The following is a 24,150-nucleotide window of genomic DNA, read 5'->3' as shown; positions in this document are numbered from 1 at the left end:
GATACCTCTACAAAACGATATTGCCGTGCTTCTTCGGCAGAGTCGGGACAATCTTGCGGTCCAGCAGGCGCAGACCCTCAATGAGGGAACCACGAGTGGCTGCTGGGGTAATAACAGAATCGACGAGGCCGCGCTCAGCTGCCTGGTAGGGAGTCAGGTAATCGGCGGCGTCGTCTTCACTCAGCTCCAGCTCAGCGGCCAGCGCAGGGCCGTCGGCTACGGAAATCTCTGCTGTTGGCCACGCATAGGACAGGTCGGCGCCTAGGTCCTTGGAACCGAATGCGATGTAGCCGGTGCCGTGGGCGCGGCGCACGATGACGCTAATTTTGCCCACGCTGGCGGCGGAGTAGGCATGCACGAGCTTGGCCAGGGCGGCATTCTCCACCTCGAGGGCGGGGGAGTCCACGAACTCGATGATGGGGGTGTTGAAGGCATCGCACAGGCGGATAAATCGTGCTGCCTTGGCGGCGGCTGCGGCATCGAGGGTGTCGCGGTTGGCAATGATGCCCATCGTGCGGCCCTCAATGCGGCCGAAACCGGTGAAGACGCCGCTCACCTGAGAGGTGAGTTCGAAGACATCCTCGCAGGTCGCGGTGACAACATCGGCAAGGTCCACGGTGCCGTCGTCGGCCACGAGGCTATCGAGTTCGCGGTCAGCGTCGCTGATGTTGGCCTCGACCGAACCGGAGACGATGGTGGCCTCGGCACGGGGAGCAGCAGCACGGTTATTGGAGGGCAGGTAGGAGAGCACGCGCTTGGCGACGTCCACCTCATGCTCGCCCTCCGCCTGCAGGTCACCGTCGGGAGCAATGACGACATCGGAGAGTGCAGCGATAAGCGAGGCATCCTTCGAGTCCGCGTAGACCGCGGTGACCTGCGGGATGAGGCCGGACGCAGTGGTGGCGCGGGCGAGGATGCGCGCCTGCATGGCGGAAGAAATAATGCCCTCCTGGGCACGCGGCTTATCACCGGCGACCAGTGCGACGATGGGCACGCCGGTCTTAATGGCCAGGTCATAGAGTTTGGTGACCTTTTCGCCGTAGACCTCGCCCATGGTGCCGTCGAAAAGCGAGGCGTCCTGAGCATAAGCGCAGACCTTGCGCCCATCGACGGTGCCGAAACCAGTGATGACGCCGTCGGTGTAGGGGCGGTTGTGCTCGCGGCCGAAGTCGGTGGAGCGGTGGCGTGCCAGCGCGTCAGTCTCCACGAAGGAGCCGGCGTCAAAGAGCGCTTCGATGGCGCTGCGGGCAGCGGGAACCTCTCCCTGCGGCGCGCGGGACTCGGTGAGCTTGGCGCCCAGGTCCTCGATCTTGCCAGCGGTCGTCTTCAAGTCAGTCATGAAACACTAGTGTAATACAGCGCAGCCGTGCGCTTTAAGGCGTGCTGTTTACAGCGGAATGTTGCCATGCTTGCGGGATGGGCGCGGGACATTCTTATCGGCGAAGAAGCGCAGATTCTTGGCGATGGTACTGCGGGTTTCGGAGGGGAGAATGACGGCGTCGATAAGCCCACGCTCCGCTGCTTTATACGGATTGAGCATGTGGTCTTCGTATTCGCGCTCGAAAGACTTGGTGAGCTCCGCTACGTCGAGGCCCTTCTCGTGGGCGGCTTTGATCTCCTTGCGATAGATGAAACCCACGGCGCCGGCGGCACCCATGACCGCAATCTGGGCGGTGGGCCATGCTAGGTTGACGTCAGCGCCAAGGCCCTTGGAACCCATCACGCAGTAGGCGCCGCCGTAGGCCTTGCGCAGGGTGACGGTGATTTTGGGAACGGTGGCTTCGGCATAGGCGTAGAGCAGCTTGGCGCCGCGGCGCAGGATGCCGTCGTGTTCCTGATCGGCGCCGGGGAGGAAACCGGGGACGTCGACGAGCATGATGATGGGGATGTTGAAGGCATCGCAGGTACGCACGAAGCGCGCGGCCTTTTCAGAAGAATCGATGTCGAGGCAGCCAGCAAAGACCTGGGGCTGGTTGGCAACGAAACCAACAGTGCGGCCCTCGATGCGGCCGAAGGCGGTGACCACGTTATCTGCGCGATCGGCCTGGATCTCCAGGAAATCGCCGTCATCGGTGAGAGCCTCGATGACCTCCTTGACGTCATAGGGCTGGTTGGGGGAATCCGGGATGATGCTATCCAGCACGAGGTCATCGACGGTTTCTTCGCCGAGCTCTTCGTAGGGTTCTGCCGGGGTCAGCTGCCGGTTATTGGAAGGCAGGTAGGTCAGTAGATCGTGGACCCAGTCCAAGGCTTCTTCATCGCTGGCCGCGGTGTAATGCGAGGTGCCGGACTTGTGCATGTGGACGCCCGCGCCGCCGAGTTCTTCCTGGCTGACTTCCTCGCCAGTGACGGTCTTGATGACATCGGGGCCGGTGACGAACATCTTGGACTTCTTGTCCACCATGACCACGAAGTCCGTGAGGGCAGGGGAGTAGGCGTTGCCGCCGGCGCAAGCACCCATGATGACGGAGATCTGCGGGACGACGCCGGAGGCCATGACGTTCTGGTAGAAGGTCTTGGCAATCCAATCCAGGGAGACAGCGCCGTCTTGGATGCGTGCACCCGCGCCCTCGTAGAGGCCGATAAGCGGGCGGCCGGTGGTGATGGACAGCTCCATGATCTTGATCATCTTCTCGCCATAGACCTCGCCGAGCGCGCCGCCGAAGACGGTTCCGTCTTGGGAGAAGATGCAGACCTCGCGGCCGTCGATGGTGCCCCAGCCGGTGACGATGCCATCGGTCAGCGGGCGCTTCTTGCCCATGCCGAAGTCCGTGGTGTGGTGCACAGCGAGCATGTCCGTCTCCACGAAGGAGCCTTCATCGAGGAGGTAGTCCAAGCGCTCGCGAGCAGTAAGGCGGCCTTGTGCGTGGACCTTTTCGTGAGCTTTCTCGCCCATGGGTTGGGCCGCTGCTTCACGACGCCTCTTCAATTCAGCAATCTTGCCTGCGGTGGTGTCGGCGCTGAGGGAGTCCAGCTCTGACAAATGTGAGGAAATAGTCATGTTCGGCAGTGTAGAGAGGTTTTGGATAGGAATGTATAGCGGCGCGCGGGTGATTTCCCTCACAATTCACGTTTGTGCAGGTAAACCGTAGTGAAAAATATGAGGAAATCCTCGCGATTGGCGTGTTGGGGACATGCCTTCACAGTCTAGTGGGCGCGAAATGCACGCTGCGTAGGGTGGTCGCATAAGAAAACCCCGCCTATGGCTGGGCGGGGTTGGGTGTAGGGATCTAGGCAAGCCAGCCGAAGCTGTGGAGGAAGAGTTCTACCTCGGCAAGGTCGCCTTCCGTGGGGAAGTTGCCTGTGAGGACGGCATAAGACTCTTCGATGTCGGTGCGGGTGGCTGGGATGAGGTCGTGCTTGAGCAGGTCCTCGGCGATGTGTGTCACCAGGGGTGCTGGCTGCACGGGGTCAAGGTTGATTCCGGTGGCGCTTTTGACTGTATTGGTAATGGCGGAAAGGAATCCGTTCAGGGTATTCATTTTCCCACCTCTCTATTCTCTTGTAGTGATGATGCGACTGTCCACATCATTGGGTTGAACCAACTATATAGCCACTAAGGAGAAAAGTCCGCATTTTGTTCACCCTGAGTTAACTTTTGGGTAACCTGACGTGCGGGGTGAGGTAGGGCACAGTTCTCGTTTTAGACCTCGACCGGAAGCCAGGCATAGCCATATGGTCCGAGCTCCACCGGACCAAGGTCCACTGCTTCGTCGGTGAAGTTATGCAGACAAAGCAATCCCCCGCGTTGGAACCCCAGCACGCCCTTGTGACCAGTCTCCACGGCCTCGAAAGGGGCGGTGCCCAACTCTGGGTGCGCCTTGCGCTGCTGGATGAGTCCGCGCAGGCGGTGGAGAAGTGAGCCCTCATCCTCAAGCTGTTCCGCCACGGACACGCCTACTCCACCCACAATCGGACGACGTGGATGGGAGGAGGAAGTAAAACCAGCGCCCTCGCCGGGCTCCCACTGCATAGGAGTACGCACGGCGTCACGGTCCGGAAGCTCCGAGGCATCATTCATGCCAATCTCATCGCCGTAATACAGGAAAGGCGCACCAGGCAGCGTCATGAGCAGGGAGTAGAAGAGCTCGATCTTGCGGTAATCATTGCCCAACAGGGGTGCCAAGCGTCGCGCGATGCCCACGTGGGCACGCATCTGATCATCGGGCAGGTAGTGCTCGTACATGAGGGCGCGCTGGTCCTCGTCGACCATCTCCAGCGTCAGCTCATCATGGTTGCGCAGGAAGGTTCCCCACTGACAGCCCTGGGGTAGTTCCGGTAGCTCCGCCATGATGTCGTAGACCGGCGTGGCATCGCCCAGCGCGAGCGCCTGATACAACCGCGGCATGACCGGGAAGTTGAACACCATGTGGAAGCGATTGCCCGTGCCGTAGAACTCCATGGTGTCTTCTGGGGGCTGATTCGCCTCGGCGAGGATAACAGCCTCTGGGTAGTTCTCTTCCAGGAAAGTACGGATCTTCTCCACGAAGTCCACGGTCTCCGGTAGGGACTCGCCGCCCAGGCCATCGCGTTCATAGAGGTATGCAATCGCATCGAGCCGGAAAGCATCCACACCTTTGTCCAGCCAGAAGGAGAGGACTTTAAAGATTTCCTCGTGGACCTTCGGGTTGTCGTAATTAAGGTCCGGCTGGTGGGAGTAGAAGCGGTGGAAATAGTATTGCTTGCGCTCCGGATCCCATGCCCAGTTCGAGGTTTCCGTATCGGTAAAGATGATGCGGATCTCCGGGTAGCGCAGCGGATCATCGCCCCACACGTAGTAATCGCCATAGGGGCCTTCCGGATCGGTACGGGAAGCCTGGAACCACGGGTGGTCAGTAGACGTGTGGTTGAAAGCCAAATCCGTCATGAGGCGCATGCCGCGGGCGTGAAGCTCGGCAACGAGCTCGTCAAAGTCCTCCATGGTGCCGTAATCCGGGTGGATGGCGTAGTAGTCAGCGATGTCATAGCCATCATCGCGCAACGGGGAGGCATAGAACGGGGAGAGCCACAGGCAGTCCACACCGAGCCACTTGAGGTAATCCAGTTTTTCAATAACTCCGCGCAGCGTGCCAACGCCTTCGCCGCGGGTGTCCTTGTACGAGCCCACGAGGGCCTGGTAGAAAATGGCGTTATCGTGCCAGGTCATCGGAGATCCTTCCGTTTAGCCCGCCAGAGCAGGTACTCCGCCAGCATGAGCGCGCCGGCAAGGAGCCCCGGCCAGATGGCGGGGGAGGGGTGAAAAAGATTGAGGACTGCTTGCAGGAACGCTAGGGCGGCGAAGAAACCGACGAAGCCTAGCGCAGTATCCCACAGCAGTTCGCGCCGCATTAGGCCTTGACACCTCCGGCGGTGAGGCCGGCAACGATGCGGTGCTGGAAAATGAGAACCATGATGATGAGCGGAATCGTCACCAGCGCGCCGGCTGCCATCGTGGCGGCGTAGGGGTACTCGAAGGCCGAGGGGCCGGAGAAGCGCGCGATGGCCACGGTCACCGGCTCAGTGGCGGTGGTGGACAACTGCTTGGCCAGCATGAACTCGTTCCAGGTTGTGATGAAGGCGATGATGGCGGTGGTAAACAGTGCCGGTGCGGCCAAGGGTAGGAGCACGAGGCGGAAGGCCTGGCTTCGCGACGCCCCATCGACTCTCGCCGCTTCCTCCAACTCCCACGGCAGCTGGCGGAAGAAACTCAGCAAGGTGTAGACGGTGAGCGGCAGCGCAAAGGAGATGTTCGGAATGATCATCGCGCGGTAGGTGCCAATCCACTCAAGGTTGCCAAAAAGCTGGAAAAGCGGGGTAACGAGCGCGATAGCGGGGAACATCGAGGCCGCCAGGATGATGCCCGTGACGATTCCCTTGCCAGGGAAGTCATAGCGGGCCAGCGCATAAGCGGTAAACACGCCGATGAGTACGGCCACTGCGGTCGTGGCCAGGGAGATGATCAGAGAGTTGCCCAACGCATTGAGGAAGTCGTTGCCCTTATCCGTGGCCAGAGCGTCGCGGAAGTTGTCCAGGGTTACGTGCGTAGGCCACGGGGTGGTGTCAAAGGTATGGGCTTTATCGCGAAGCGCTGTGACAACCATCCAGTAGAAGGGGGCTAGGCCCCAGAACATGATGAAGAGGATGCCAAGGTAGTGGCCGAATTTTTTCATGCTGCAGGCTCCTTGTCCTTCTTAGTGCGTTTGTCACGTGCCGCACCGCCGACGTCCGCGCCCAAGAAGCGCACGAGGATGAAGGCCACGGTGAAGATGAGCAAGAAGATCAGCGTGGACAGTGCGGAGGCGGAGTTGAAGTTTCCTTGGCGCATATCTTCCACCACCAGCTGGGAAATCGTGGCGGTGGGCGAGTTGGAGGACGCCGAGATCATGATGACCGGCAGGTCGTACATGCGCAGTGCATCAAGCGTGCGGAAGAGAATAGCTACCATGAGCGCCGGCTTCACGAGTGGCAGGGTGATGGTGAAGAAAGTTTGGATACGGGAGGCGCCGTCGACGCGCGCGGCGTCGTACACATCACGCGGAATCATCTGCAGACCGGCCAAGATAAGCAGGGCCATAAATGGTGCGGTCTTCCACACGTCTGCGATGATGACCGCAAGGCGCGCATAAAACGGGTCCGTGGTCCACGCGATGCGCTCACCGATGAGCGAGTTGATGATGCCATCCGGAGCGAACATAAACTGCCACAGCTTTGCCGTAACCGCCGTCGGAATAGCCCACGGAATGAGCACCGCAGCACGAACGAGGCCACGGCCGCGATACTCGCCGTTCATGACCAGCGCCATGACCATGCCGAGGATGGTTTCCAGAGCCACGGTCACGACGGTGAAGAAAAGCGTAATCTTCACCGCCGGCCAGAAGTCCGTCGCAATAACGCCGTCGGGACACCTGGCGGCCTGGCCCGTAGCGGACATGCACCTGTTGGTAATCCAGTAGAGGTAGTTCTCTAGGCCCGCAAACGAGCCTTCCTCGAATACGCCCGTGGTGGGGTTGAGCCGCTTATTGCCTTGGAAGGACAACATGACAGCTCGCACGATGGGATAGCCAATCACCACGGCCAGCGCAATGAGCGCGGGCGCGATGAGGCCGGCTGCCTGCAGATACTGCTTGCGCGAATCCGCAGTACGCGTTCTACCAGCCATGCGGTGCCTGCCTTTCTACAGTGTGAAAGTTGTAGGGGGTGAAAGTTGTCAGGATATTAGGGGACAGTTGTGAAAATCATAGCGGGTGCTCCGGACATCGGTGTTATGCACGCAGTAGCCGCTACTTTGTAGCTCGGGTTGGCCAAGATCAACGAAGGGGGCGCGGGCAAGTCTCGGTGGACTTACTCGCGCCCCATACTCGCGGGGAGGATTAACCCTGCGACGCTGCCTCGATGGCTGCCTTCATGTCCTTCGTAGCGTCATCGACAGACTTGCCAGCGGTCAGTGCTGCGTAGGCGTTGTCCTGCACGGCCTTGGAAATGGCGGTGTAGAACGGGGAGACCGGACGCGGAGCGGCGTTCTCCAGGGACTCCTTCAGAGCCGGGAGGTATGGGAACTCCTCGACCAGGGATTCATCATCGTAGATGGAAGCCAGGACCGGCGGGAAGGATGCCTCAGCGAAGGACTTCTGGTTCTCTTCGTTGATGATGAACTTGATGAAGTCCAAGGCAGTGGCCTTGTTTTCCGAGTTGATGTTGATGCCGTTGTTGTAGCCACCCAGGGTGGATACACCGACGCCGTCCTTGCCCACCAGTGGCTGAACCTCGAACTTGATGCCCTTGTCCTCAGCGTTGGTGTACATGTACGGCCAGTTAATGGCGAAGGCGGTCTTGCCCTCGGTGAAGGCGAGGTTCGTCTCCTCCTCCGTTGTGGCGGTGGAGTCCTTGGAGATGGTGCCGTCCTCGTAGGCGTCGACAAGCGCCTGCAGGCCTTCCTTGGCCTCGTCGGAGTCGACGGTGACATTGCCCTCGTCATCCAGGATGGAGCCGCCCCAGCCCTCGATGAAGCCGGCGGTGTTCACGGTGAGGCCCTCGTACTGCTTGAGCTGGGTGGTCAGGCAGGCAGCATCGTCCTTGATGGCTTCACAGGCAGACGCGATGTCCGCGAACTTCTCCGGAGCCTTGTCAACGAGGTCGGTATTGCGGAAGAGCAGCTGGCCGTTGGTGTTCTGCGGCAGCGCGTAGAGGGTGCCGTTGTAGGTGGCGGACTCGACGGTGGGCTCCAGCAGGTCGGAGGTGTCCACCTCGAGGTCACCGGTCAGTGGCGCCAGCCACTGGTTAGCGGCGAAGTCAGCGGTCCACACCACATCGAGCGCCATGACATCGTAGTCAGAGTTGCCTGCCTGCAGGGACTGCACCAGGGTCTCACGCTGAGCGTCGGCCTCGCCAGCGAGCTCCTTGAGCTCGACCTTCTCGTCCGGGTGCTCGGCGTTCCACGCTTCGATAATGGGGGTGATCTTGTCGGTATCGTTCTTGCCCATGGCAAAGGTGATGGGCCCGCGGCCGTCCGTGTCCTTGGTGGCGGCGTCCGAGCCAGCGTCGGAGGAGGAGTCATCGCTGGACGAGCATCCGGCCAAGGTCAGCGCGAGTGCAGCTGTGGTGGCAATGACACCGCGACGAACCGTACACAGGGAGCTGGGAAGAAACGGCTTCTTCATGGAATATTCACCTTTCGGAAAACTTCTGGTGACTTCAAAATAAGGGATCAGGTCCACAGTGCATGTGGTTTTGGCGTTAATCTCACTAGAAACGGGGGTGAAACTACCCCCTATTAGCCGTGGGTGCGCTCGTTAGTCGTTAATGCGCTCACCGGTCTCCGGATCGAAGCGGTGCGCCTCGCGGGGATTGAAGGTCAGCACGACGTCGTCGCCGCGCTGGGGCGCCTCGCCCTGCGCCCGGGCTACGAAGCGCTGTTCGCCCACGGTGACATACACGAAGGACTCGGCGCCGAGCTCTTCCACGAAGTCCACGACACCCTGGAAGCCCAGCGGGCCCTTGTTGATGAACATCTTCTCCGGGCGCACGCCGATGCGGCCGCCGTTGTAGTCGAAGATATTCATGGCCGGGGAACCGATGAAACCCGCGACGAACTCGTTCGCCGGTGCGTCGTACAGCTCGCGTGGAGGGGCTACCTGCTGGAGCACGCCATCCTTGAGTACGGCAACGCGATCTCCCATCGTCATAGCTTCCACCTGGTCATGGGTGACGTAGATGGTGGTGGTGCCTAGGCGCTGCTGGAGGCTTGCCAGCTCCGCGCGGGTCTGCACGCGCAGCTTGGCGTCGAGGTTGGACAGCGGCTCATCCATGAGGAATGCCTTCGGCTCGCGCACGATGGCACGGCCCATGGCCACGCGCTGGCGCTGACCGCCGGAAAGGTCTTTGGGCTTGCGCTTGAGATAGTCGGTCAGCCCCAAGGTCTTGGCGGCTTCTTCCACCTTGGCCTTGATTTCTGCCTTCGGGCGCTTGGCCAACTTGAGGGCGAAGCCCATGTTCTCTGCTACAGTGAGGTGTGGGTAGAGCGCGTAGTTCTGGAAGACCATCGCGATGTCGCGCTCGCCCGGCTCGAGGCCGGTGACGTCTGTGTCGTCGATAAGAATGCGACCGCTGGAGATCGGCTCCAAACCAGCCAGTGCGCGCAGGGTGGTGGACTTACCGCAACCGGAGGGGCCGACGAGGACTAGGAACTCGCCATCTGCAATCTCGAGATTGAGGTCCTTGACCGTGGGGTTCTCGGCACGGGGATAGGTGATGCCGACGTTCTCAAATGTGACCTTTGCCATGCAGTAACCCTAACACTCGTTACTGACACTCAGCTGCAGTGAGGTGCTCGACAGCAGCGAGTAGGATCGGTCACCATGACTGCTCTTGATCTGGACCGTATCCGTGAAGCCGTGGCGGATGACTTCGCCGTCATTGAGTACACCGAGTCCACTGGCTCGACCAATACCGACCTCATGCAGGCAGACAAGGTGGCTGATGGCACTGTCCTGCTAGCCAATGAGCAACTCGCCGGCAAGGGCCGTTTGGGCCGTCACTGGGTCAGCCCGGCCGGCTCGCAGCTTATTTTCTCCGTGCTTATCCTCCCGGATTCGCTGGATCATTTAGGAACCCTGCCGCTGGCCGCGGGCCTGGCTGTGACCGATTCCGTCGAAGGAGCGGTACTCAAGTGGCCCAATGATGTCCACATTGACGGCAAGAAGCTGTGCGGCATCCTCGCCGAGGCCGGCCCAGTGGGCGAGGCTTTCAAGTCCGCGCCGAAGACGGAGGTCTCCAAGGCGGAAGTGAATAAGGCGGAAATCAACAAGACCGAGGTAGCGCCGAAGACCCAAGCGGCGAACCCGCCGTCCGCGCGCGTCGTCGTGGGGATGGGCATCAACGTCACCTTGACTCGCGAAGAGCTGCCTATTGAGGCCGCGACCTCTTTGGCGCTTGAGGGGCGGGATACTGACCGCACCGAACTCGCCATCACCGTGCTGAAGAACCTGCGCTGCCGCATCAACCAGTGGGAACAACAGGATCCGCAGCTCATGGCAGATTACCGCAAGGTCTGCTCTTCGATTGGCCAAGAAGTGCGCCTCGAAGCCCCGACCGGTGATGTTACCGGCACTGTTGAAGGCGTGGCTGATGATGGCCGCATCAATGTTGGTGGCGAATACTATTCCGCCGGCGATGTCATCCACCTGCGGCCCGCTGCACAGTAGCTTTTGAGCTTTTGTCGGGAGGGGGAGCGTCGTTAAGCACGCGCCCCTCTCTATCAGGCATCCGCTAAAAGGCATATCTCAAAGGGCGTTTTCATCCCTGAAAACGCCATATGGAGACCCCGCAAGGCGTTTTTAGAGGCAAAGATGCCCGTTGACTGATGCCGTCTAGAAGATGCCGTTTAGAAGGCGCTCTCTGCACCACCATGAACTGAGTGCCGCTTAGTCGGGTTGCGTGAGCAGGTGGGTATCATGTGCCCATGAACCTCATGGAGATGGGACGCGGCGAAGTGGCCCGCGCGGATATGACAGCGCCGTTTCGCACGCTGCTCTTCCCGTTTCTCGAGCTCGTCGTGGTCACCGGCGTGTGCTGGATTGCCATCGGCTGGTGCGATTACAACGGCATTGACTTGGCACTTCGCAATGGCCTTGTTGCCCTGTGGGCGCTGCTGGCGGTGTGGCGCTTTATCGTTCCTCTCATCAAAGCGCGCCGCAAGCGCTTCATCGTGACCAACCTGCGCGTCATCGCCCGCGAGGGCAAGCGCGTCGACTCGATTCCGCTAAGCGATATTCGCGGGGCTCGCCGACGCCGCGGCGGCATTTCACTCGCGCTGCATGGCTATGAGCGGCCGATGTACTTTCCGGCCATCCCCAAGGCCAAGCGCGTTGAGGATATCCTCAACGAACAGCCGGTCTGGGGCTAGTTCTTAATCTCAGTCGTGTGTAGCTGGGAATCGAGATCTTCCGGTGCCAGGTTCGCTGAGCGGAACTCGTGGGTCAGCGGCAGGCGCAGCTCCAAATCGGTTCCCGGGCACAGCTCAATCGTGGCTTCATCCACGGTGTAGTCCAGCACATGGCCGCCGGACGTACGCTCAGCGTCAATGAAGTGAACGTGGCAGCCTGGTACCGAAATGCCCTTCTCAAAGACCGGGGTACGGAAGCCGCCGATGATGCCATCGACGTCGCTAAAACGGAGCTCCTTATCGCCGCCGACCGCCTGGGTCAGAGGCGGATAGGGCTTGGATTGCTTGACCACCGTGCGGGTCACCACGGAGCTGAAACGGCCGGTGATGCGAACCGCATACATGTAATTGGCCGAGGGCTCCAGATCATCAATGAAGGAGGACAGCTCCTCGCGCTTGAGACCCTTGGGCGCGGCCACCTTAATGCGGGGTACGAAATTGGTGGCGACGGCGAAAGGGGTGCCCTGGTCAAGGTCGGCGACGGTTGCGGTGCCATCACCGCGCAGCTGGTAGCAGATGCCGTCGAGGATGATCATCTCCCCGTCCAGCGCATCGAAGGTGCCGATGCCGAAATTGCCCTTACCCAAAAGCTCACCAATGGTCATTTCGCCGTCGTAAATACCGTCCAACAGGGCGGTCATGAGCGAGTTTTGGAAGATGGTATGCCGGACAATCATGGCCCCAAGGCTAGTATTGAAGGAGTGAGTGAACAACACAAACCAACCGTTACTGTTTTTGGAGATGGCCAGCTTGCGCGCATGATGCAGCCGGCCGCGGCTGAGCTCGACATCCATCTGCGCCTCCTGGCATCCGAGCCGGGCAAGTCCGCCGCGCAGGTCATTCCCGACGTCGTTCTTGGTGATTACCACGACTATGACGTTCTGGTTAAGGCCGCAGAGGGCGCAGACGCGGTGACCTTTGAACACGAGCATGTACCGACGGAGCATGTGCGCGCGCTTATCGACGCCTCCTACAACGTCCAGCCCCAGCCTTCCGCACTCCTCTACGCGCAGGACAAGCTGCTCATGCGTCAGAAGCTTTCTGAATTGGGCGCCCCGGTGCCGCGCTTTGCCGCTATCGAGTCGGTGGAGGATGCGCGAGAGTTCGCCGCGCTTGTCGACGGGCACGTGTGCCTCAAAGCCCGCCGCGGCGGTTACGACGGCCACGGCGTATGGTTCCCCTCTGCGGAGGAGCTAGAACCGCTAGTAGAGGAGCTTCTCGTCGCGGATACTCCGCTCATGGCGGAAGAGAAAGTTGATCTGACTCGCGAGCTGTCCGTTCTTGTGGCTCGCCGCCCCTCCGGTGAGGTCAAAGCCTGGCCGGTCACCGAGTCCGTGCAGCGCGATGGCATCTGCGCCGAGGCCTTCGCGCCCGCTCCGGACCTCTCTCCTGAGCTTGCTGAGCACGCCATGCAGGTGGGTATCAAGGTAGCTACTGAACTCGGCGTGACCGGTGTGTTGGCCGTCGAGCTCTTTGCCTTCGCTGCCGAGCAAGACGCCGGTTCCATCATCGCTTCTGCCTCCGGCGCTCCGGGGCCGCACATCCATGAGGATATTGCCGTCAACGAGCTGGCCATGCGCCCGCACAACACCGGACACTGGACCCAGGATGGTTGCGTGACCTCGCAGTTTGAGCAGCACCTACGGGCCGTGCTGGACCTGCCGCTGGGCTCCACTGAGCCGCTGGCTCCGGTGACAGTCATGGCCAACGTCCTCGGCGCAGAAAAGGATCCAGCCATGCCGATGCCCGACCGCGTCCGCGAAGTCATGGAGCGCTACCCAGAGGCCAAGGTCCACCTCTACGGCAAGGACCACCAGACCGGCCGCAAGATTGGTCACGTTAATGTCATCGGCGAGGATGTCGCTGACACGCGCCGCATTGCCGCCGATGCTGCCCATTACCTCGTCCACGCTCAGTGGGCGGAGGATTCCAACGCTTAAAGGAGAGATGTCATGGAACCGCTTGTTGGCCTGATCATGGGGTCTGATTCGGATTGGCCTACCGTCAAGCCGGCCGCCGAGGTGCTCGCCGAATTCGGTGTGCCGTTCGAGGTCGGTGTGGTCAGCGCTCACCGCACCCCGGAGAAGATGCTGGCCTATGCCAAGTCCGCGCATGAACGCGGGCTGAAGGCCATCATCGCCTGCGCTGGTGGTGCCGCACACCTGCCGGGAATGGTGGCCGCGGCTACGCCGCTTCCGGTCATCGGTATTCCGCGCGCACTCAAGGATCTCGATGGTCTTGATTCTCTACTCTCCATCGTGCAGATGCCGGGCGGAGTGCCGGTAGCTACGGTGTCCATCGGCGGCGCGAAAAACGCCGGCCTGCTTGCCGTGCGTATCCTTTCCGCCGGTGATCCCGCGTTGGTGGAGAAGATGGCTGAGTACCAGGAAAACATGGCCGCTGAGGTGGAGAAGAAGGACGCGAACCTGCGTTCCCAGCTTCTGGGGGAGTAGTTAGCTAGGTAGCTCGGTGTCCCGGTCGGGGTAGGAGGCCTGCGCGCCCGCGCCGGTCACGGCGAAAGCCCCGACCCGGGCAGCATAGCGCGCCGCCTCCACCAGCGAATCGCCCTTCAGAAGTCGCGCGCACAGCGCGCCGGCGAAGGCATCGCCCGCGCCCGTGGTATCCACCGCAGTGACCTGCGGGGAGGGGACTGCCACGAGGGAAGTCCCCTCGGCGACGAGCGCCCCCTTCGCGCCCAGCGTGAGAACCACCGAGGCAAAGCCAGCCTCCCTTAAACGCTGCGCCAACTGTGCTGGCGCGCCTTCACCGCTCAACCCCAGCTGTTCCAAGATGAGACCGGCCTCGTGTTCATTGGCCAGCAGCGGATCTGCCTTCAGCAGTGCATCCCTGTCCACCTTCACAACGGGCGCCAAGTTGATCACCACCCGGCTCGTCGCGAGCTCGACGGCCTTGGCAAAGCCATCAGCGGGAATTTCTCCCTGGAGGAGAACCAGCTCCGATTCGGTGATGGGGGAGGAGTGGGCGGTGACGAAGGGGGCGTCGACAAGCGCATTGGCTCCCGGCACCACGATGATGGTGTTTTCGCCCTGCCCATCCACAGTGATGACGGCGAGGCCCGTGACCTCGTCGGTGCGGGCAACATGTTCAAGGTTCACGCCGCTGGCCTCAAGGTAGCGCATGGCGGGCGCCGCATAAGCGTCGCTGCCCACCGCGCCCACAAAGGTGACCGGCGCGCCCAGCAGTGCGGCCGCCACCGCCTGGTTAGCTCCTTTGCCACCCGCAGTAATCTCACCGCCGTGGCCCAACAATGTTTCGCCCGGCTTCGGATGCCGTGCGGTGTGGACCACGAGGTCAGCGTTGATGGACCCGACTACGCACATGCTCATGCAGACCAGTATGCACGTTAAGCTAAATGGCATGCAGTTTCCGGTTCTAGTGTTGGGCGCGCGCGTGGTGGATGGCCAGCCGGGATCGCTGCTGCGCAGCCGCCTTGACCGCGCGGTGGTGGCTGCCCGCGTGATGCCGGAGGAACCGGTCATCGTCTCCGGCTTCGGGGAAGCGGACGCCATGGCGCGCTACCTCATTGAGCGGGGAGTGAACGCGGGGCGCATCGTCGTTGAGCCGGTAGCGACCAGCACGAATGAAAACCTTGAGCGTGCCCATGTGCTGTGTCCTGACTACACCTATTTTCGCGTCGTGACGAATGATTTTCACGTTCTACGCACGCGGATGTGGGCATGGCATCTGGGGATTCGGGTTCACGTGCATGGCGTTCGTACCCCAGCAAAGGATCGCGCCTGGAATTATCTTCGCGAGGTCGTGGCCACACCCCATTCGCTGCTGCGCATCGTGTGGCGTCGGGTGGTTGCTTGGAAGCCGGCTTCGGCTCTGCGCAGCTAGCAGCTCTGCGCAGCTAGCCGCTCCGTGTAGATGGTCCCTCAACTTTGGTTTCTTTACCCTGTAAAGGGACCATGTGTGGCCTTTAAACCGACCCCAAGTGGTCCCTTTGCAGGGTAAAGGGACCGGACTACAGGGACCATCTGTGCAGAAGCTCAAGGCTGAGGCACAGACAGAGCTGGGACGAAAGGCTAGGTGCCGATGATTACCAGAAGAATCGCGATGAACCAGATGACAAACCAGTGGCGCTTTTGCGGGGTAGTTGGGTTGGTCTTCTGTTCCAGCGCCTTGATGAAGTACCACGCTCCGGGCAAACCGAAGCCGACACCGAAGAGTACGTCGCCACTGGTCAGGGCGGCAAAGCCTATCAAGAACGAGAACAGACTCAGCACGCCCTTGAAGATGGAGAAGCGGTGAACCCTGCCGCCCGTTGATTGCTGTTCGTGCTCGGGAGAATGAACCGGTGCATAGTCCGGCAATGGGGCCGGAGCGTTGGCGCGCTGAGGCTCGGCAAAAGACTGGGCGAAAGGGTCGGCAGCAGGATCTACGGAAGGGATTGTAGAAGGCTCCGCGAAAGGACTAGCCCCGCGGCCACGGAAAGGTTCGGCCGACTCCTCGAAGGGGTTTGAGTCAAAGGGATTGGTCATATGAATAACCCTAGGCCACAGGTGGTCGCAGCCCCGAATCAAAGCTTGGACAGCGCCTTGCTAATTCCTTCCATGAGCGTAGGCTGCGATTGCTTTCGTGGATGCGCAATGGCACGCAGACCCATGTATGCAATCTGGTCGGCAGCTCGGTTGAGCGGGTCACCGGCATGGCCCATCACGCGGCGAATCGTGACATCGCAGATGCCGTCAATGTCGTTCCAGGCCTGCTGGAAGCGCGAACGCGACCCCGCTGACAAGCCGCGCCACACGCCCCGTGAGCGCATGGCCTTCGAACCTTTCGTCCGGATCTGCTGCACCGCGTCCAACGCGGCGACGGAGTCGGATTCAATGATCGCCTTCGTGGCGTTGACCTTGAGCAGGTATTTCAGTGCCAAGGTGAGGGATTCGAGCTCCAACTCGTCGGTACTCGCGGAGGTTTCGCGGGTACGCAAGCGGTAGTCGCCATTGCCCGCCACGAAGCACATTGAGCCTTTAAATACGGTATCCGAGGAGGCATCGGTCGCGATGCGCACCGTGGTGCCCTTCGGCCAGGATGAGGCTTTAGAGAAGTTCGGCCACCAGCGTGCTGTGGGGGTTTCTACCTTTACGACCTCCTTCGTGCGGGGCGCCTCGCCTTCCTTTTTGGCGCGGCGCGCGGTAATGCCGGCTTCTTTGCGCCGTACGGAGCTCGCGCTTCGCGACGCCCTATTCTCCTCCGCAAAGCTTCCCGTCACCGTATAGCCACGCTCTTCGAGCGCGGCGCGCAATGCAGTTTGCCGGCGTCCCGTGACAATCCACTTCCGCCCTCGAATGTTCTTGGTGGCTTTCTCTAGCTCGCGGACAGCGACCTCTACGATGTCGCCGGTGCGGATTTGGCCCTTGCGCACGAAGCGGGTCTTTTTCGTGTTGACGGCGATGACCCAGCCGTCGATAGTCCCGTCCTCTGCGGAGTCCCAGCGCTCGTCCCACAGCGCGATCGCCACGTGCACCGGCGCCGAGACCATGTCTGCGGTGATCTTGCGGGTGCCGTACGTCCGCGACTGATTTCCCGTGAGGGCAGAGAGCTCGAGTGGTTCCATAGCCCTTCTAGTAAACCATTAGAGAAGTTCTGTGTAACGCTGGGCTATCAGTTGCCACATACCTAGTGAGCCCATCAGTAATCTGGAGATTTTTAGTGTCTGTTCTAACTTTGCCTGGTTCGCGGAAGCGGGAATTTTCCCGTCTCTTCCGCGAGCATTACCCGGCGGTGTTGGCCTATCTGCGCCGCCGTGTCCCACCGAGCCATGCCGAAGAGCTGGCTGCTGACGTCTTCGAGCGTGCCTGGGCCGGCTTCGATTCGATGCGCGGCACGCCCCTGCCCTGGTTGTATGGCATCGCCCGCAATGTCATGCGCGAGTTCTACCGCACCCGTAGGGAAACGGAGAACCTCGACGATCATGAGCTGGAATCCTATGCCGGCTATGACGCCGTCGACTTAAGCCTCGATATCAGCGAAGCTTTCCTGCGCCTTCCCTATGCCGACCAGGAAATACTGACCCTCCATGCCTGGGAGGGGCTCGACCACCCGGAGATCGCCGAGGTCCTGGGCATTTCCCGCAACAACGTCCGCGTGCGCCTGCACCGCGCTCGTACTCATCTATCTGAACTCACAGGAGAAACCGATGCCTAACTCTCTCGACCAGCTACGTCAGGCAAACCCCGTTCCAGACGCCGCGCTTTCCGACGATTCCCTCAAGCACTCCGAAGCCACCCTCGCCCGCATCACCAAGGGGCGCCCGACATGGACCTACGCTGCGGCCGGCGTGGCGGTCCTCGCGTTGGTCGGCGGAGCGTTCCCACTGCTGAATAACTCGGAGCCGGTGGCCTCGGCTTCGGAGATTTTGACCCAGGCTGGCGAGGCCGCCGGTGCGCAGCCGGATGCCGTAGATAAAGGTGTTACGGCCAAGGAGTACATGAAGCGCGTCGATACCCTCGGCGATGCCACCGCGATTACCGAATATGCGGTGGATGCGGGTGGTGCCGTGGAGGTCTCCTCGCAGGGAGAGGTCCCGGGCTTTGACCCGCAGCCTTCGGTGAACCCAGAGGACCTCGTCATCGCGACCGACCGTGCGCAGCTGGAAAAGCTTGCGGATACCTTCCCCAACCGCGCCCTCGGTGCGCTGGAATTGCTGCTCCAGCCTGGACTGAGCAGTGAACAGCAGAAGATCACCTACGACATTCTGGCGGATACCGACGGCAACGATGTGGGCAGCGTCGAAGGCGAAGGTGACGACGAACTTGTCACCGTGATTCGTGATGCTGATAAGGTCTCCTTCTCCGTCCTCCCTGCCAGCGGCCAGCTGGTGCGCGTGGTGGGGCTGGTAGGCCCAGACGTGGAAACCACCGTGGATGCCACGGCCATTCTTGACTGCGTCTCCGTCACAGGCTTGGAGGGCCCGGACCGCATCTCGCTGGCATGCGCTGACAATAACTACCTGGTTAACCAGCTGGAATGGAAGAACTGGGGAGCCGATTCCGCGGAGGCTGACGGCGTGGCCATCGAGAATGACTGCGACCCCAACTGTGCGGAGGGTAAGTTCAATGAGGAGAGGGTAAAGGTGGTCGTCGATAAGCGCGAGGCGTGTGGCTACCACGCTGAGGTCTACTCCCGCGTCCGCGTGCAGTACCCCGATGGCCGTGAGGAGGAACAGCCGATTGGCTGCGCTCCCTAAGTAAGTTGGCGCAAGGCGAACTGGCCGTACATATCCCCTAAAGCCTCGGCGGTGAACTCACCGTCGGGGTTAAACCATTGGGCCACACCGATGCCCATATCGATGAGCGACCAGCAGGCGATTTTCAAGTTTTCGGCGCGGAAGTCGCCGTCGTTGACGATGGCCATCCAGCGCGCGACATAGTCGCGGCGTAGCTGCAGGACGACTGACTTGTGTGGTTCTTCGAGGTTGGTGAGCTCGTTGTTGACCACGCGGACGCGCCGGGCGTGAGTGGCGTGGTAGATGACGTGGGCTTTCATGGTGGCGACGAGCTTCTCGCGTGGGTCTTTCAAGCCCGCGAGTCCGGCAGCGTTAGCGCGGAGGAGGTCCTCCATGGCGGTAATGGTGACCTCGGCGAGGAGTTCTTGCTTGGAGGAGAAGTGATTGTAGAGGCTGGAGGCCCGCATGCCGACGGCCCTAGCGATGTCCTCCATGCCCGTGGCGTGGTAGCCGCGCTGGTCGAAGAGGTCGAGCGCGGCGGCGGCGATTTGGGCGCGACGTTTTTGGTTGGCCACGGTGGGGCGTCCTCCTGTTCTAGCTAATGGTGGTTAGTGTACAGGGCAACTGCTTGACAGGTGTCGAGATTCACGTCACAATTGTGGCTAATCGCCATTCGTATTACCTGGAGAAGCAACCATGTCCCACAACCTCTTTGAGCGCACCACTGACTTCCTCGGCGTCTTCGACGACCTCTCTGAGGCCGATGCTGCTGGCTGGAAACGTGCTGCTCAATTCCGCGAGTACTCCGACCCGGTGATCAACAAGTACTGGCAAGCTTCTGAGTATCCGCTGGACCTGGTGGAGCGTTTGGGTTCCTTGGATGTGATGACTGATGGCCTGGCTGTGGAAGGCCACGAGCAGATGTCCACGCTTGGTGCTGGCCTAACACTTATGGAGATCACTCGTGCGGATGCCTCGATGGGCACCGTGATTGCGGTCCAGGCGGGGTTGGCTATGCGCTCTATTGCCATGTTGGGCTCGGCGGAACAGAAGGCTTCGTACTTGCCGCAGATGGCTGACTGCTCGCTGCTCGGCGCATTCGGCCTGACCGAGCCCGCGCACGGTTCGGACTCCATCGCACTCGAGACGACCGCGGTTCGCGATGGCGACGAGTGGGTTCTCAACGGCGAGAAGAAGTGGATTGGCAACGGTGCCTCTGGCGGCATCACCATCATCTACGCCCGTATGGAAGACGGCAACGTCAGCGGCTTCATCGTCCCGCAGGAAACCCCCGGCTACTCCGCCACCGTGATTGAGGGCAAGCTTTCTCTGCGTGCGATCCACCAGGCACACATCACGCTGACCGATTGCCGCATTCCTGCCGCCAACCAACTTCCGGGCTGCCGCAGCTTCAAGGATGTCTCCCGCGTCCTGACCTCCACCCGTATCGGCGTGTCCTGGATGGCGCTCGGCTCTGCGGTGGCTTGCTACGAGATTGCCCGCTCCTATGTGCTCGAACGCGTTCAATTCGGCCGTGAACTGGCCAAAGCCCAAATCATCCAGCAGCGCCTTGCCAACATGGTCTTGGATCTCAGCCAAATGATGCTCACCTGCCGCGAGGTCTCCCAGCGCGAGGAAGCTGGCACCTTGGCCCCGGAGCAAGCCTCGGCGGCCAAACTCCACAACACGCGTGCCGCGCGGCGCATCGCCGCTGACGCCCGCGACATGCTCGGTGGAGTCGGCATCCTGCTGGAAAACGATATCGCTCGCCACTTCGCGGACATTGAGGCCATGCACACCTACGAGGGCACCGACACTGTGCAGTCCCTCATCATGGGCAAGAAGATTACGGGCTTCTCGGCCTATAAGTAACCAGCCGGCCGGGGATGTGGAAAGGCTTGCTTGGTGGTCCTTCTAGTTTGGTCCTCTTACTTTGGTCCCTTTGCCCTCGATCGGCGCCTGCCTTTGAGTTGTGAACATCCCCCTGTTTGACGTGGTTGTTACTTTACGCGCTCGATGTCTCGGGCGCTAGGGGTTTGCCGTTGTTGATTTCTACCGTTTTAGGTGGTGGCTTGTAGACGGATTTCCGGGGTCTGGGTCTGCGGTGCGGGTGCGTCGCGTAGTAGACGGTTTCCTTTGCTCGGCGATGTTCAAGGATGTCACGCCACGTGCCTGAATACACTTCACTAGGTGTGTATCCATTCAGCCCGCTGTGGCGGTCACGGTTATTGTATTCGTCGATAATCCTGCCGATGACTTTCTGCGCATGCTGGATATCATCATAGGTTTCTAACGCATAGCGGTGATGCTTGATTGTGCGATGTGATGACTCTTCAAATGGGTTGTCATTCGAAACATTCGGCCGAATTAATGACAGCTGCACGCCGTGTTCATCCAGCATGTCCTTCATCATGTGTGAGGTCATGACTTTGCCGTTGTCGGTGTGTACGACTTCAACGCTGTGACCGTTGAGCTCCTGGTCAGCAATGACTTGTTCAATCAGGCGTGTAGCGATGGTCTTTTCCTGCCGGTGTTGGACAGTCCATCCCACAACCTTGCGCGAGTACAAATCCAACGCTGTGTAAAGATGAAAGCCTTTAGCTGGCATGTACTATATATGATAGGTGCTGTTGCAAAGTTGGGCGGAGAGCCGAGACGACCCAGTTTCTCATTTCCTGATGGCCGCTGCGTGCTGGCGTTCTCAGGCCGTCTCGAAGACCCGGTTGACGATCACCGCGTCCGGATTGGGGTGCCCATAAGCAAACATCGTGCCCTGACCTTTCCGTAATGAATGCATCGCTTCCATCCCTTTCAACGTCCGGTAGGCGGAAATTCGGTTTTTGAACGCCCCCTTCGGTCCCAGGATTCTTTTAAGTCGGCCATGATCTCCCTCGAGAACGTTGTTCAGGTATTTCACCTGCCGGTGCTCCACCGTCTGAGGGCAGATTCCCTCCGCCTTCAGCTCGGATATTGCCTTGGCCAGAGCTGGTGCCTTGTCGGTGTTGATGACCCGCGGGGACCCGGCTGTCGTATTCGATCGTAGCGTCTTGGCTAGGAAACGCTTGGCCGCAGCCACATTCCGTTTTGGTGAGAGGTAGAAGTCTAAGGTCTGCCCACCGGCGGTAATAGCCCGGTAGAGATAGCACCACGTGCCGCCGACCCGGATATAGGTCTCATCCACCCGCCAGGACCGGGCCTGCCAGTCGGGTACCTGCCGGTACCAGCGAGTGTGCTTATCCAGCTCAGGGGCGTATTTCTGCACCCAGCGGTAGATCGTGGTGTGATCGACTGGCACACCCCGCTCGGTCATCATTTCTTCGAGGTCGCGGTAGCTCACGCCGTAGCGGCAGTACCACCGCACCGCCCACAGGATGATGTCACGGGGGAAATGCCGACCGGAGAAGATGCCCATGGCTCTGATTATTTCACGTCGGTCTTTCTACTGCCCCAACTTTGCAACAGCACCGGCCACCGTTGCGTGAACAACGTTGATGGCGTTCGGCGAGCCGAGCGACTTGCAGAGAATGTCCTGGACGCCAGCGCACTCCAGCACCGGGCGGGCTGCGCCACCGGCGATAACACCGGTACCTGGTGCAGCCGGACGCAGCATGACGACGCCTGCTGCGGCCTCGCCCTGCACCGGGTGGGTGATGGTGCCGTTGATCATCGGGACACGGAAGAAGTTCTTGCGAGCTTCCTCGGCACCCTTCTGGATAGCAGCCGGGACTTCCTTGGCCTTGCCGTAGCCGACACCGACCATGCCCTGGCCGTCACCCACGATCACCAGAGCGGTGAAGCTGAAGCGACGACCACCCTTGACGACCTTGGACACACGGTTGATGGTGACGACGCGCTCGATGTACTGGTTGCGCTCGTCCTGCTGGTTGTTGCGACGATCGTTACGGCCACCGCGGTCGTTGCGGCCGCCGCGCTCGTTGCGATCGTTGCGGTTGTTATCGGCGGAGCGTCCGCCGTTACGGTCACGTTCCGACATCACGCGTTCCTTCCGTTGGAGTTCATGGTGTTGGTGGTCATTAGAACTTCAGACCACCTTCGCGGGCGGCGTCAGCCAGAGCGGCGACGCGGCCGTGGTACTGGTAGCCAGCGCGGTCGAAGACGACTGCCTCGATGCCAGCTTCCTTCGCACGCTGTGCGATCAGTTCGCCAACCTTGGCGCCACGTGCCTTCTTGTCGCCCTCGACTCCACGGACCTCTGCTTCGAGGGTGGACGCAGCGCACAGGGTGTGACCGACGGTGTCGTCGATGACCTGAACGTGCATGTGACGAGAGGTACGGTGCACAACGAGACGTGGAGTCTCTGGGGTGCCGGACAGGGTCTTGCGGATACGGAAGTGGCGACGTGCGCGAGCGTTTCGACGGCGGGTGGAGATGTCCTTGCCCACCGGCAAACGCTGGCCTTCCTTGTTCGTTGCGTTGTTGCTCATTACTTACCCGTCTTTCCATCCTTGCGACGGACCTGCTCGCCTTCGTAACGGATGCCCTTACCCTTGTATGGGTCATCCTTCCGCAGACGGCGGATGTTAGCGGCGATCTGTCCAACCTGCTGCTTGTTGATGCCTTCGATGGAGAACTTGGTGTTTCCGTCGACGGCAAACTTGATGCCCTCAGGCGCCTCAATCAGGACTGGGTGAGAGTAGCCCAGTGCGAACTCCAGGTTCTGGCCCTTGAGCTGCACACGGTAACCCACACCGAAGATTTCCATCTTGATGGTGTAGCCAGTAGTAACGCCCACGACCATGTTGTTGATCAGGGAGCGGGACAGGCCGTGCAGGGAACGGTTCTTGCGGCGGTCATCGGGGCGGGAGACGACGAGTTCTTCGCCTTCCTGAGCCACGGTGATTGGTGCCGGAATCTCTTCAGCCAGGGTGCCCTTAGGACCCTTGACTTCAACGTTCTGGCCGTTGATGGTGACGGTGACGCCAGAGGGGACGGTCACCGGTGCCTTGCCAATACGAGACATGGTTAAACCTCCTCTTACCAGACGTAGGCGAGGACTTCTCCGCCCACGCCCTTGTTGTTGGCCTCACGGTCAGTCAGCAGACCCTGGGACGTGGAGATAATAGCCACGCCCAGGCCACCGAGAACCTTTGGCAGATTAGTGGACTTTGCGTAAACGCGCAGACCCGGCTTGGAAACACGACGCACGCCAGCGATGGAACGCTCGCGAGATGGGCCGTACTTCAGGTTAAGCTCCAGGGTCTTGCCGACGGTCTCGTCGTTAACGGAGTAGTCGGCGATGTAGCCTTCCTGCTTCAAGATTTCGGCGATGTTGGCCTTGATCTTGGAGGATGGCATAGACACGGTGTCGTGGAACGCATTGTTTGCGTTGCGCACTCGTGACAACATGTCCGCAATCGGATCAGTCATGGTCATGTGAAGTGACCTGTTGCCTTTTTCGTTACGGTTCCCGTGCTCACCCTTGATGAATCGCGTGTACCGCACGATCGCTGGCTACTCACGCTCCGCCTAACTCAGTAGTTAGGGGTGCTCGCTGCCTTTATCCGTGCGGCCGCTT

At 60.6% G+C, this 24,150-nt stretch carries 27 protein-coding genes and 1 pseudogene; 8 read left to right on the top strand and 20 right to left on the bottom strand.

Annotated elements, in window-relative coordinates:
- Window positions 1–7 precede the first annotated feature (7 nt).
- The 9 genes from I6J72_RS08600 to I6J72_RS08560 all read right to left on the bottom strand — a co-directional run bounded on the left by I6J72_RS08600 (window position 8) and on the right by I6J72_RS08560 (window position 9,758).
- Complete coding sequence (locus I6J72_RS08600) at window positions 8–1,339, bottom strand: carboxyl transferase domain-containing protein (RefSeq protein ID WP_204098886.1); 1,332 nt, start codon at window positions 1,337–1,339, stop codon at window positions 8–10.
- A 48-nt stretch (window positions 1,340–1,387) separates the two neighbouring features.
- A complete protein-coding gene (locus I6J72_RS08595) occupies window positions 1,388–3,001 on the bottom strand; it encodes an acyl-CoA carboxylase subunit beta (RefSeq protein ID WP_204098885.1) in 1,614 nt (537 codons plus the stop codon).
- A 229-nt stretch (window positions 3,002–3,230) separates the two neighbouring features.
- A complete protein-coding gene (locus tag I6J72_RS08590; RefSeq protein ID WP_204098884.1) occupies window positions 3,231–3,482 on the bottom strand; it encodes a hypothetical protein in 252 nt (83 codons plus the stop codon).
- Between the two features lie 161 nt (window positions 3,483–3,643).
- On the bottom strand, window positions 3,644–5,146 hold the full coding sequence (locus tag I6J72_RS08585) for an alpha-amylase family protein (protein ID WP_204098883.1): 1,503 nt from the start codon (window positions 5,144–5,146) through the stop codon (window positions 3,644–3,646).
- On the bottom strand, window positions 5,143–5,328 hold the full coding sequence (locus I6J72_RS08580; protein WP_204098882.1) for a hypothetical protein: 186 nt from the start codon (window positions 5,326–5,328) through the stop codon (window positions 5,143–5,145). The genes I6J72_RS08585 and I6J72_RS08580 overlap by 4 nt, the downstream gene beginning before the upstream one ends.
- A complete protein-coding gene (locus I6J72_RS08575) occupies window positions 5,328–6,149 on the bottom strand; it encodes a carbohydrate ABC transporter permease (RefSeq protein ID WP_115021259.1) in 822 nt (273 codons plus the stop codon). Before I6J72_RS08575 ends, I6J72_RS08580 begins: the two co-directional genes overlap by 1 nt.
- Window positions 6,146–7,138, bottom strand: a complete 993-nt coding sequence (locus tag I6J72_RS08570) for a carbohydrate ABC transporter permease (protein WP_204098881.1) — start codon at window positions 7,136–7,138, stop codon at window positions 6,146–6,148. Before I6J72_RS08570 ends, I6J72_RS08575 begins: the two co-directional genes overlap by 4 nt.
- Before the next feature lie 211 nt (window positions 7,139–7,349).
- Complete coding sequence (locus tag I6J72_RS08565; protein WP_204098880.1) at window positions 7,350–8,636, bottom strand: ABC transporter substrate-binding protein; 1,287 nt, start codon at window positions 8,634–8,636, stop codon at window positions 7,350–7,352.
- A gap of 132 nt (window positions 8,637–8,768) precedes the next feature.
- Window positions 8,769–9,758 carry an ABC transporter ATP-binding protein gene (locus I6J72_RS08560; protein ID WP_070673647.1) on the bottom strand — a complete coding sequence of 330 codons (990 nt, stop codon included), beginning with the start codon at window positions 9,756–9,758 and terminating at the stop codon, window positions 8,769–8,771.
- 75 nt (window positions 9,759–9,833) lie between these two features.
- On the opposite strand from I6J72_RS08560, the gene I6J72_RS08555 reads away from it, so the two are divergent.
- Window positions 9,834–10,679 (top strand): biotin--[acetyl-CoA-carboxylase] ligase, encoded by an 846-nt coding sequence (locus I6J72_RS08555; protein WP_204098879.1) that lies wholly within the window; start codon window positions 9,834–9,836, stop codon window positions 10,677–10,679.
- A 257-nt stretch (window positions 10,680–10,936) separates the two neighbouring features.
- Complete coding sequence (locus tag I6J72_RS08550) at window positions 10,937–11,380, top strand: hypothetical protein (RefSeq protein WP_070673649.1); 444 nt, start codon at window positions 10,937–10,939, stop codon at window positions 11,378–11,380.
- Here the strand turns inward: I6J72_RS08550 and budA are convergent.
- Window positions 11,377–12,096 carry an acetolactate decarboxylase gene (gene budA, locus I6J72_RS08545; protein WP_070673650.1) on the bottom strand — a complete coding sequence of 240 codons (720 nt, stop codon included), beginning with the start codon at window positions 12,094–12,096 and terminating at the stop codon, window positions 11,377–11,379. The genes I6J72_RS08550 and budA overlap by 4 nt on opposite strands.
- On the opposite strand from budA, the gene I6J72_RS08540 reads away from it, so the two are divergent.
- Together I6J72_RS08540 and purE are read left to right on the top strand one after the other, a co-directional pair.
- Window positions 12,082–13,359, top strand: coding sequence for a 5-(carboxyamino)imidazole ribonucleotide synthase (locus I6J72_RS08540; protein WP_070673651.1), 1,278 nt, complete (start codon window positions 12,082–12,084; stop codon window positions 13,357–13,359). The genes budA and I6J72_RS08540 overlap by 15 nt on opposite strands.
- Window positions 13,360–13,371: 12 nt before the next feature.
- Window positions 13,372–13,872 carry a 5-(carboxyamino)imidazole ribonucleotide mutase gene (purE, locus tag I6J72_RS08535; RefSeq protein WP_070673652.1) on the top strand — a complete coding sequence of 167 codons (501 nt, stop codon included), beginning with the start codon at window positions 13,372–13,374 and terminating at the stop codon, window positions 13,870–13,872.
- Here the strand turns inward: purE and I6J72_RS08530 are convergent, their stop codons facing one another.
- Entirely contained in the window at window positions 13,873–14,766 is an 894-nt protein-coding gene (locus tag I6J72_RS08530; protein ID WP_070673653.1) for a ribokinase, read from the bottom strand.
- Window positions 14,767–14,797: 31 nt separating this feature from the next.
- On the opposite strand from I6J72_RS08530, the gene I6J72_RS08525 reads away from it, so the two are divergent.
- Complete coding sequence (locus I6J72_RS08525; protein ID WP_239107292.1) at window positions 14,798–15,280, top strand: YdcF family protein; 483 nt, start codon at window positions 14,798–14,800, stop codon at window positions 15,278–15,280.
- 188 nt (window positions 15,281–15,468) lie between these two features.
- Here I6J72_RS08525 and I6J72_RS08520 read toward each other — a convergent pair whose 3' ends face one another.
- Together I6J72_RS08520 and I6J72_RS08515 are read right to left on the bottom strand one after the other, a co-directional pair.
- A complete protein-coding gene (locus I6J72_RS08520; RefSeq protein WP_204098878.1) occupies window positions 15,469–15,924 on the bottom strand; it encodes a hypothetical protein in 456 nt (151 codons plus the stop codon).
- Window positions 15,925–15,962: 38 nt separating this feature from the next.
- Window positions 15,963–17,003, bottom strand: coding sequence for a ribonuclease HI (locus I6J72_RS08515; protein ID WP_204098877.1), 1,041 nt, complete (start codon window positions 17,001–17,003; stop codon window positions 15,963–15,965).
- 95 nt (window positions 17,004–17,098) lie between these two features.
- On the opposite strand from I6J72_RS08515, the gene I6J72_RS08510 reads away from it, so the two are divergent.
- Both I6J72_RS08510 and I6J72_RS08505 read left to right on the top strand, forming a co-directional pair.
- Window positions 17,099–17,593 (top strand): RNA polymerase sigma factor, encoded by a 495-nt coding sequence (locus tag I6J72_RS08510; protein WP_115021271.1) that lies wholly within the window; start codon window positions 17,099–17,101, stop codon window positions 17,591–17,593.
- The gene (locus tag I6J72_RS08505) at window positions 17,586–18,635 is read left to right on the top strand and encodes a hypothetical protein (protein ID WP_204098876.1); all 1,050 of its coding nucleotides are present in this window, start codon (window positions 17,586–17,588) and stop codon (window positions 18,633–18,635) included. Before I6J72_RS08510 ends, I6J72_RS08505 begins: the two co-directional genes overlap by 8 nt.
- Here I6J72_RS08505 and I6J72_RS08500 read toward each other — a convergent pair.
- Window positions 18,632–19,189 (bottom strand): TetR/AcrR family transcriptional regulator, encoded by a 558-nt coding sequence (locus I6J72_RS08500; protein WP_204098875.1) that lies wholly within the window; start codon window positions 19,187–19,189, stop codon window positions 18,632–18,634. The genes I6J72_RS08505 and I6J72_RS08500 overlap by 4 nt on opposite strands.
- Before the next feature lie 121 nt (window positions 19,190–19,310).
- Here I6J72_RS08500 and I6J72_RS08495 point away from each other — a divergent pair, with 121 nt between their 5' ends.
- Window positions 19,311–20,486, top strand: coding sequence for an acyl-CoA dehydrogenase family protein (locus tag I6J72_RS08495; RefSeq protein ID WP_204098874.1), 1,176 nt, complete (start codon window positions 19,311–19,313; stop codon window positions 20,484–20,486).
- A 133-nt stretch (window positions 20,487–20,619) separates the two neighbouring features.
- Here I6J72_RS08495 and I6J72_RS08490 read toward each other — a convergent pair whose 3' ends face one another.
- The 6 genes and pseudogenes from I6J72_RS08490 to rpsH all read right to left on the bottom strand — a co-directional run bounded on the left by I6J72_RS08490 (window position 20,620) and on the right by rpsH (window position 24,008).
- A complete protein-coding gene (locus tag I6J72_RS08490) occupies window positions 20,620–21,222 on the bottom strand; it encodes a DDE-type integrase/transposase/recombinase (RefSeq protein ID WP_070523112.1) in 603 nt (200 codons plus the stop codon).
- Window positions 21,223–21,315: 93 nt separating this feature from the next.
- Window positions 21,316–22,026, bottom strand: coding sequence for an IS6 family transposase (locus I6J72_RS08485; RefSeq protein ID WP_005326899.1), 711 nt, complete (start codon window positions 22,024–22,026; stop codon window positions 21,316–21,318).
- Window positions 22,027–22,077: 51 nt separating this feature from the next.
- Window positions 22,078–22,608: pseudogene (gene rpsE / locus I6J72_RS08480) on the bottom strand (30S ribosomal protein S5); the annotation flags it as partial.
- 40 nt (window positions 22,609–22,648) lie between these two features.
- Entirely contained in the window at window positions 22,649–23,059 is a 411-nt protein-coding gene (rplR, locus tag I6J72_RS08475) for a 50S ribosomal protein L18 (RefSeq protein ID WP_035004242.1), read from the bottom strand.
- Window positions 23,059–23,595 carry a 50S ribosomal protein L6 gene (rplF, locus tag I6J72_RS08470; protein ID WP_035004244.1) on the bottom strand — a complete coding sequence of 179 codons (537 nt, stop codon included), beginning with the start codon at window positions 23,593–23,595 and terminating at the stop codon, window positions 23,059–23,061. Before rplF ends, rplR begins: the two co-directional genes overlap by 1 nt.
- A 14-nt stretch (window positions 23,596–23,609) precedes the next feature.
- Window positions 23,610–24,008 (bottom strand): 30S ribosomal protein S8, encoded by a 399-nt coding sequence (gene rpsH / locus I6J72_RS08465; protein WP_034986964.1) that lies wholly within the window; start codon window positions 24,006–24,008, stop codon window positions 23,610–23,612.
- Window positions 24,009–24,150: the final 142 nt, after the last annotated feature.

The sequence above is a fragment of the Corynebacterium sp. FDAARGOS 1242 genome (genome assembly GCF_016889985.1).
Lineage (GTDB): Bacteria > Actinomycetota > Actinomycetes > Mycobacteriales > Mycobacteriaceae > Corynebacterium > Corynebacterium minutissimum_B.
Note: the sequence above shows the minus strand (reverse complement) of the source record. Positions and strands in the feature narration are given on the sequence as shown.

What these genes read in the sequence shown, in the direction of transcription:
- I6J72_RS08600 (WP_204098886.1), bottom strand. Translation starts at nt 1,339, where the DNA reads ATGACTGACTTGAAGACGACCGCTGGCAAGATCGAGGACCTGGGCGCC.
- I6J72_RS08595 (WP_204098885.1), bottom strand. Translation starts at nt 3,001, where the DNA reads ATGACTATTTCCTCACATTTGTCAGAGCTGGACTCCCTCAGCGCCGAC.
- I6J72_RS08590 (WP_204098884.1), bottom strand. Translation starts at nt 3,482, where the DNA reads ATGAATACCCTGAACGGATTCCTTTCCGCCATTACCAATACAGTCAAA.
- I6J72_RS08585 (WP_204098883.1), bottom strand. Translation starts at nt 5,146, where the DNA reads ATGACCTGGCACGATAACGCCATTTTCTACCAGGCCCTCGTGGGCTCG.
- I6J72_RS08580 (WP_204098882.1), bottom strand. Translation starts at nt 5,328, where the DNA reads ATGCGGCGCGAACTGCTGTGGGATACTGCGCTAGGCTTCGTCGGTTTC.
- I6J72_RS08575 (WP_115021259.1), bottom strand. Translation starts at nt 6,149, where the DNA reads ATGAAAAAATTCGGCCACTACCTTGGCATCCTCTTCATCATGTTCTGG.
- I6J72_RS08570 (WP_204098881.1), bottom strand. Translation starts at nt 7,138, where the DNA reads ATGGCTGGTAGAACGCGTACTGCGGATTCGCGCAAGCAGTATCTGCAG.
- I6J72_RS08565 (WP_204098880.1), bottom strand. Translation starts at nt 8,636, where the DNA reads ATGAAGAAGCCGTTTCTTCCCAGCTCCCTGTGTACGGTTCGTCGCGGT.
- I6J72_RS08560 (WP_070673647.1), bottom strand. Translation starts at nt 9,758, where the DNA reads ATGGCAAAGGTCACATTTGAGAACGTCGGCATCACCTATCCCCGTGCC.
- I6J72_RS08555 (WP_204098879.1), top strand. Translation starts at nt 9,834, where the DNA reads ATGACTGCTCTTGATCTGGACCGTATCCGTGAAGCCGTGGCGGATGAC.
- I6J72_RS08550 (WP_070673649.1), top strand. Translation starts at nt 10,937, where the DNA reads ATGAACCTCATGGAGATGGGACGCGGCGAAGTGGCCCGCGCGGATATG.
- I6J72_RS08540 (WP_070673651.1), top strand. Translation starts at nt 12,082, where the DNA reads ATGCCGGACAATCATGGCCCCAAGGCTAGTATTGAAGGAGTGAGTGAA.
- budA (WP_070673650.1), bottom strand. Translation starts at nt 12,096, where the DNA reads ATGATTGTCCGGCATACCATCTTCCAAAACTCGCTCATGACCGCCCTG.
- purE (WP_070673652.1), top strand. Translation starts at nt 13,372, where the DNA reads ATGGAACCGCTTGTTGGCCTGATCATGGGGTCTGATTCGGATTGGCCT.
- I6J72_RS08530 (WP_070673653.1), bottom strand. Translation starts at nt 14,766, where the DNA reads ATGAGCATGTGCGTAGTCGGGTCCATCAACGCTGACCTCGTGGTCCAC.
- I6J72_RS08525 (WP_239107292.1), top strand. Translation starts at nt 14,798, where the DNA reads ATGCAGTTTCCGGTTCTAGTGTTGGGCGCGCGCGTGGTGGATGGCCAG.
- I6J72_RS08520 (WP_204098878.1), bottom strand. Translation starts at nt 15,924, where the DNA reads ATGACCAATCCCTTTGACTCAAACCCCTTCGAGGAGTCGGCCGAACCT.
- I6J72_RS08515 (WP_204098877.1), bottom strand. Translation starts at nt 17,003, where the DNA reads ATGGAACCACTCGAGCTCTCTGCCCTCACGGGAAATCAGTCGCGGACG.
- I6J72_RS08505 (WP_204098876.1), top strand. Translation starts at nt 17,586, where the DNA reads ATGCCTAACTCTCTCGACCAGCTACGTCAGGCAAACCCCGTTCCAGAC.
- I6J72_RS08495 (WP_204098874.1), top strand. Translation starts at nt 19,311, where the DNA reads ATGTCCCACAACCTCTTTGAGCGCACCACTGACTTCCTCGGCGTCTTC.
- I6J72_RS08490 (WP_070523112.1), bottom strand. Translation starts at nt 21,222, where the DNA reads ATGCCAGCTAAAGGCTTTCATCTTTACACAGCGTTGGATTTGTACTCG.
- I6J72_RS08485 (WP_005326899.1), bottom strand. Translation starts at nt 22,026, where the DNA reads ATGGGCATCTTCTCCGGTCGGCATTTCCCCCGTGACATCATCCTGTGG.
- rplR (WP_035004242.1), bottom strand. Translation starts at nt 23,059, where the DNA reads ATGAGCAACAACGCAACGAACAAGGAAGGCCAGCGTTTGCCGGTGGGC.
- rplF (WP_035004244.1), bottom strand. Translation starts at nt 23,595, where the DNA reads ATGTCTCGTATTGGCAAGGCACCGGTGACCGTCCCCTCTGGCGTCACC.
- rpsH (WP_034986964.1), bottom strand. Translation starts at nt 24,008, where the DNA reads ATGACCATGACTGATCCGATTGCGGACATGTTGTCACGAGTGCGCAAC.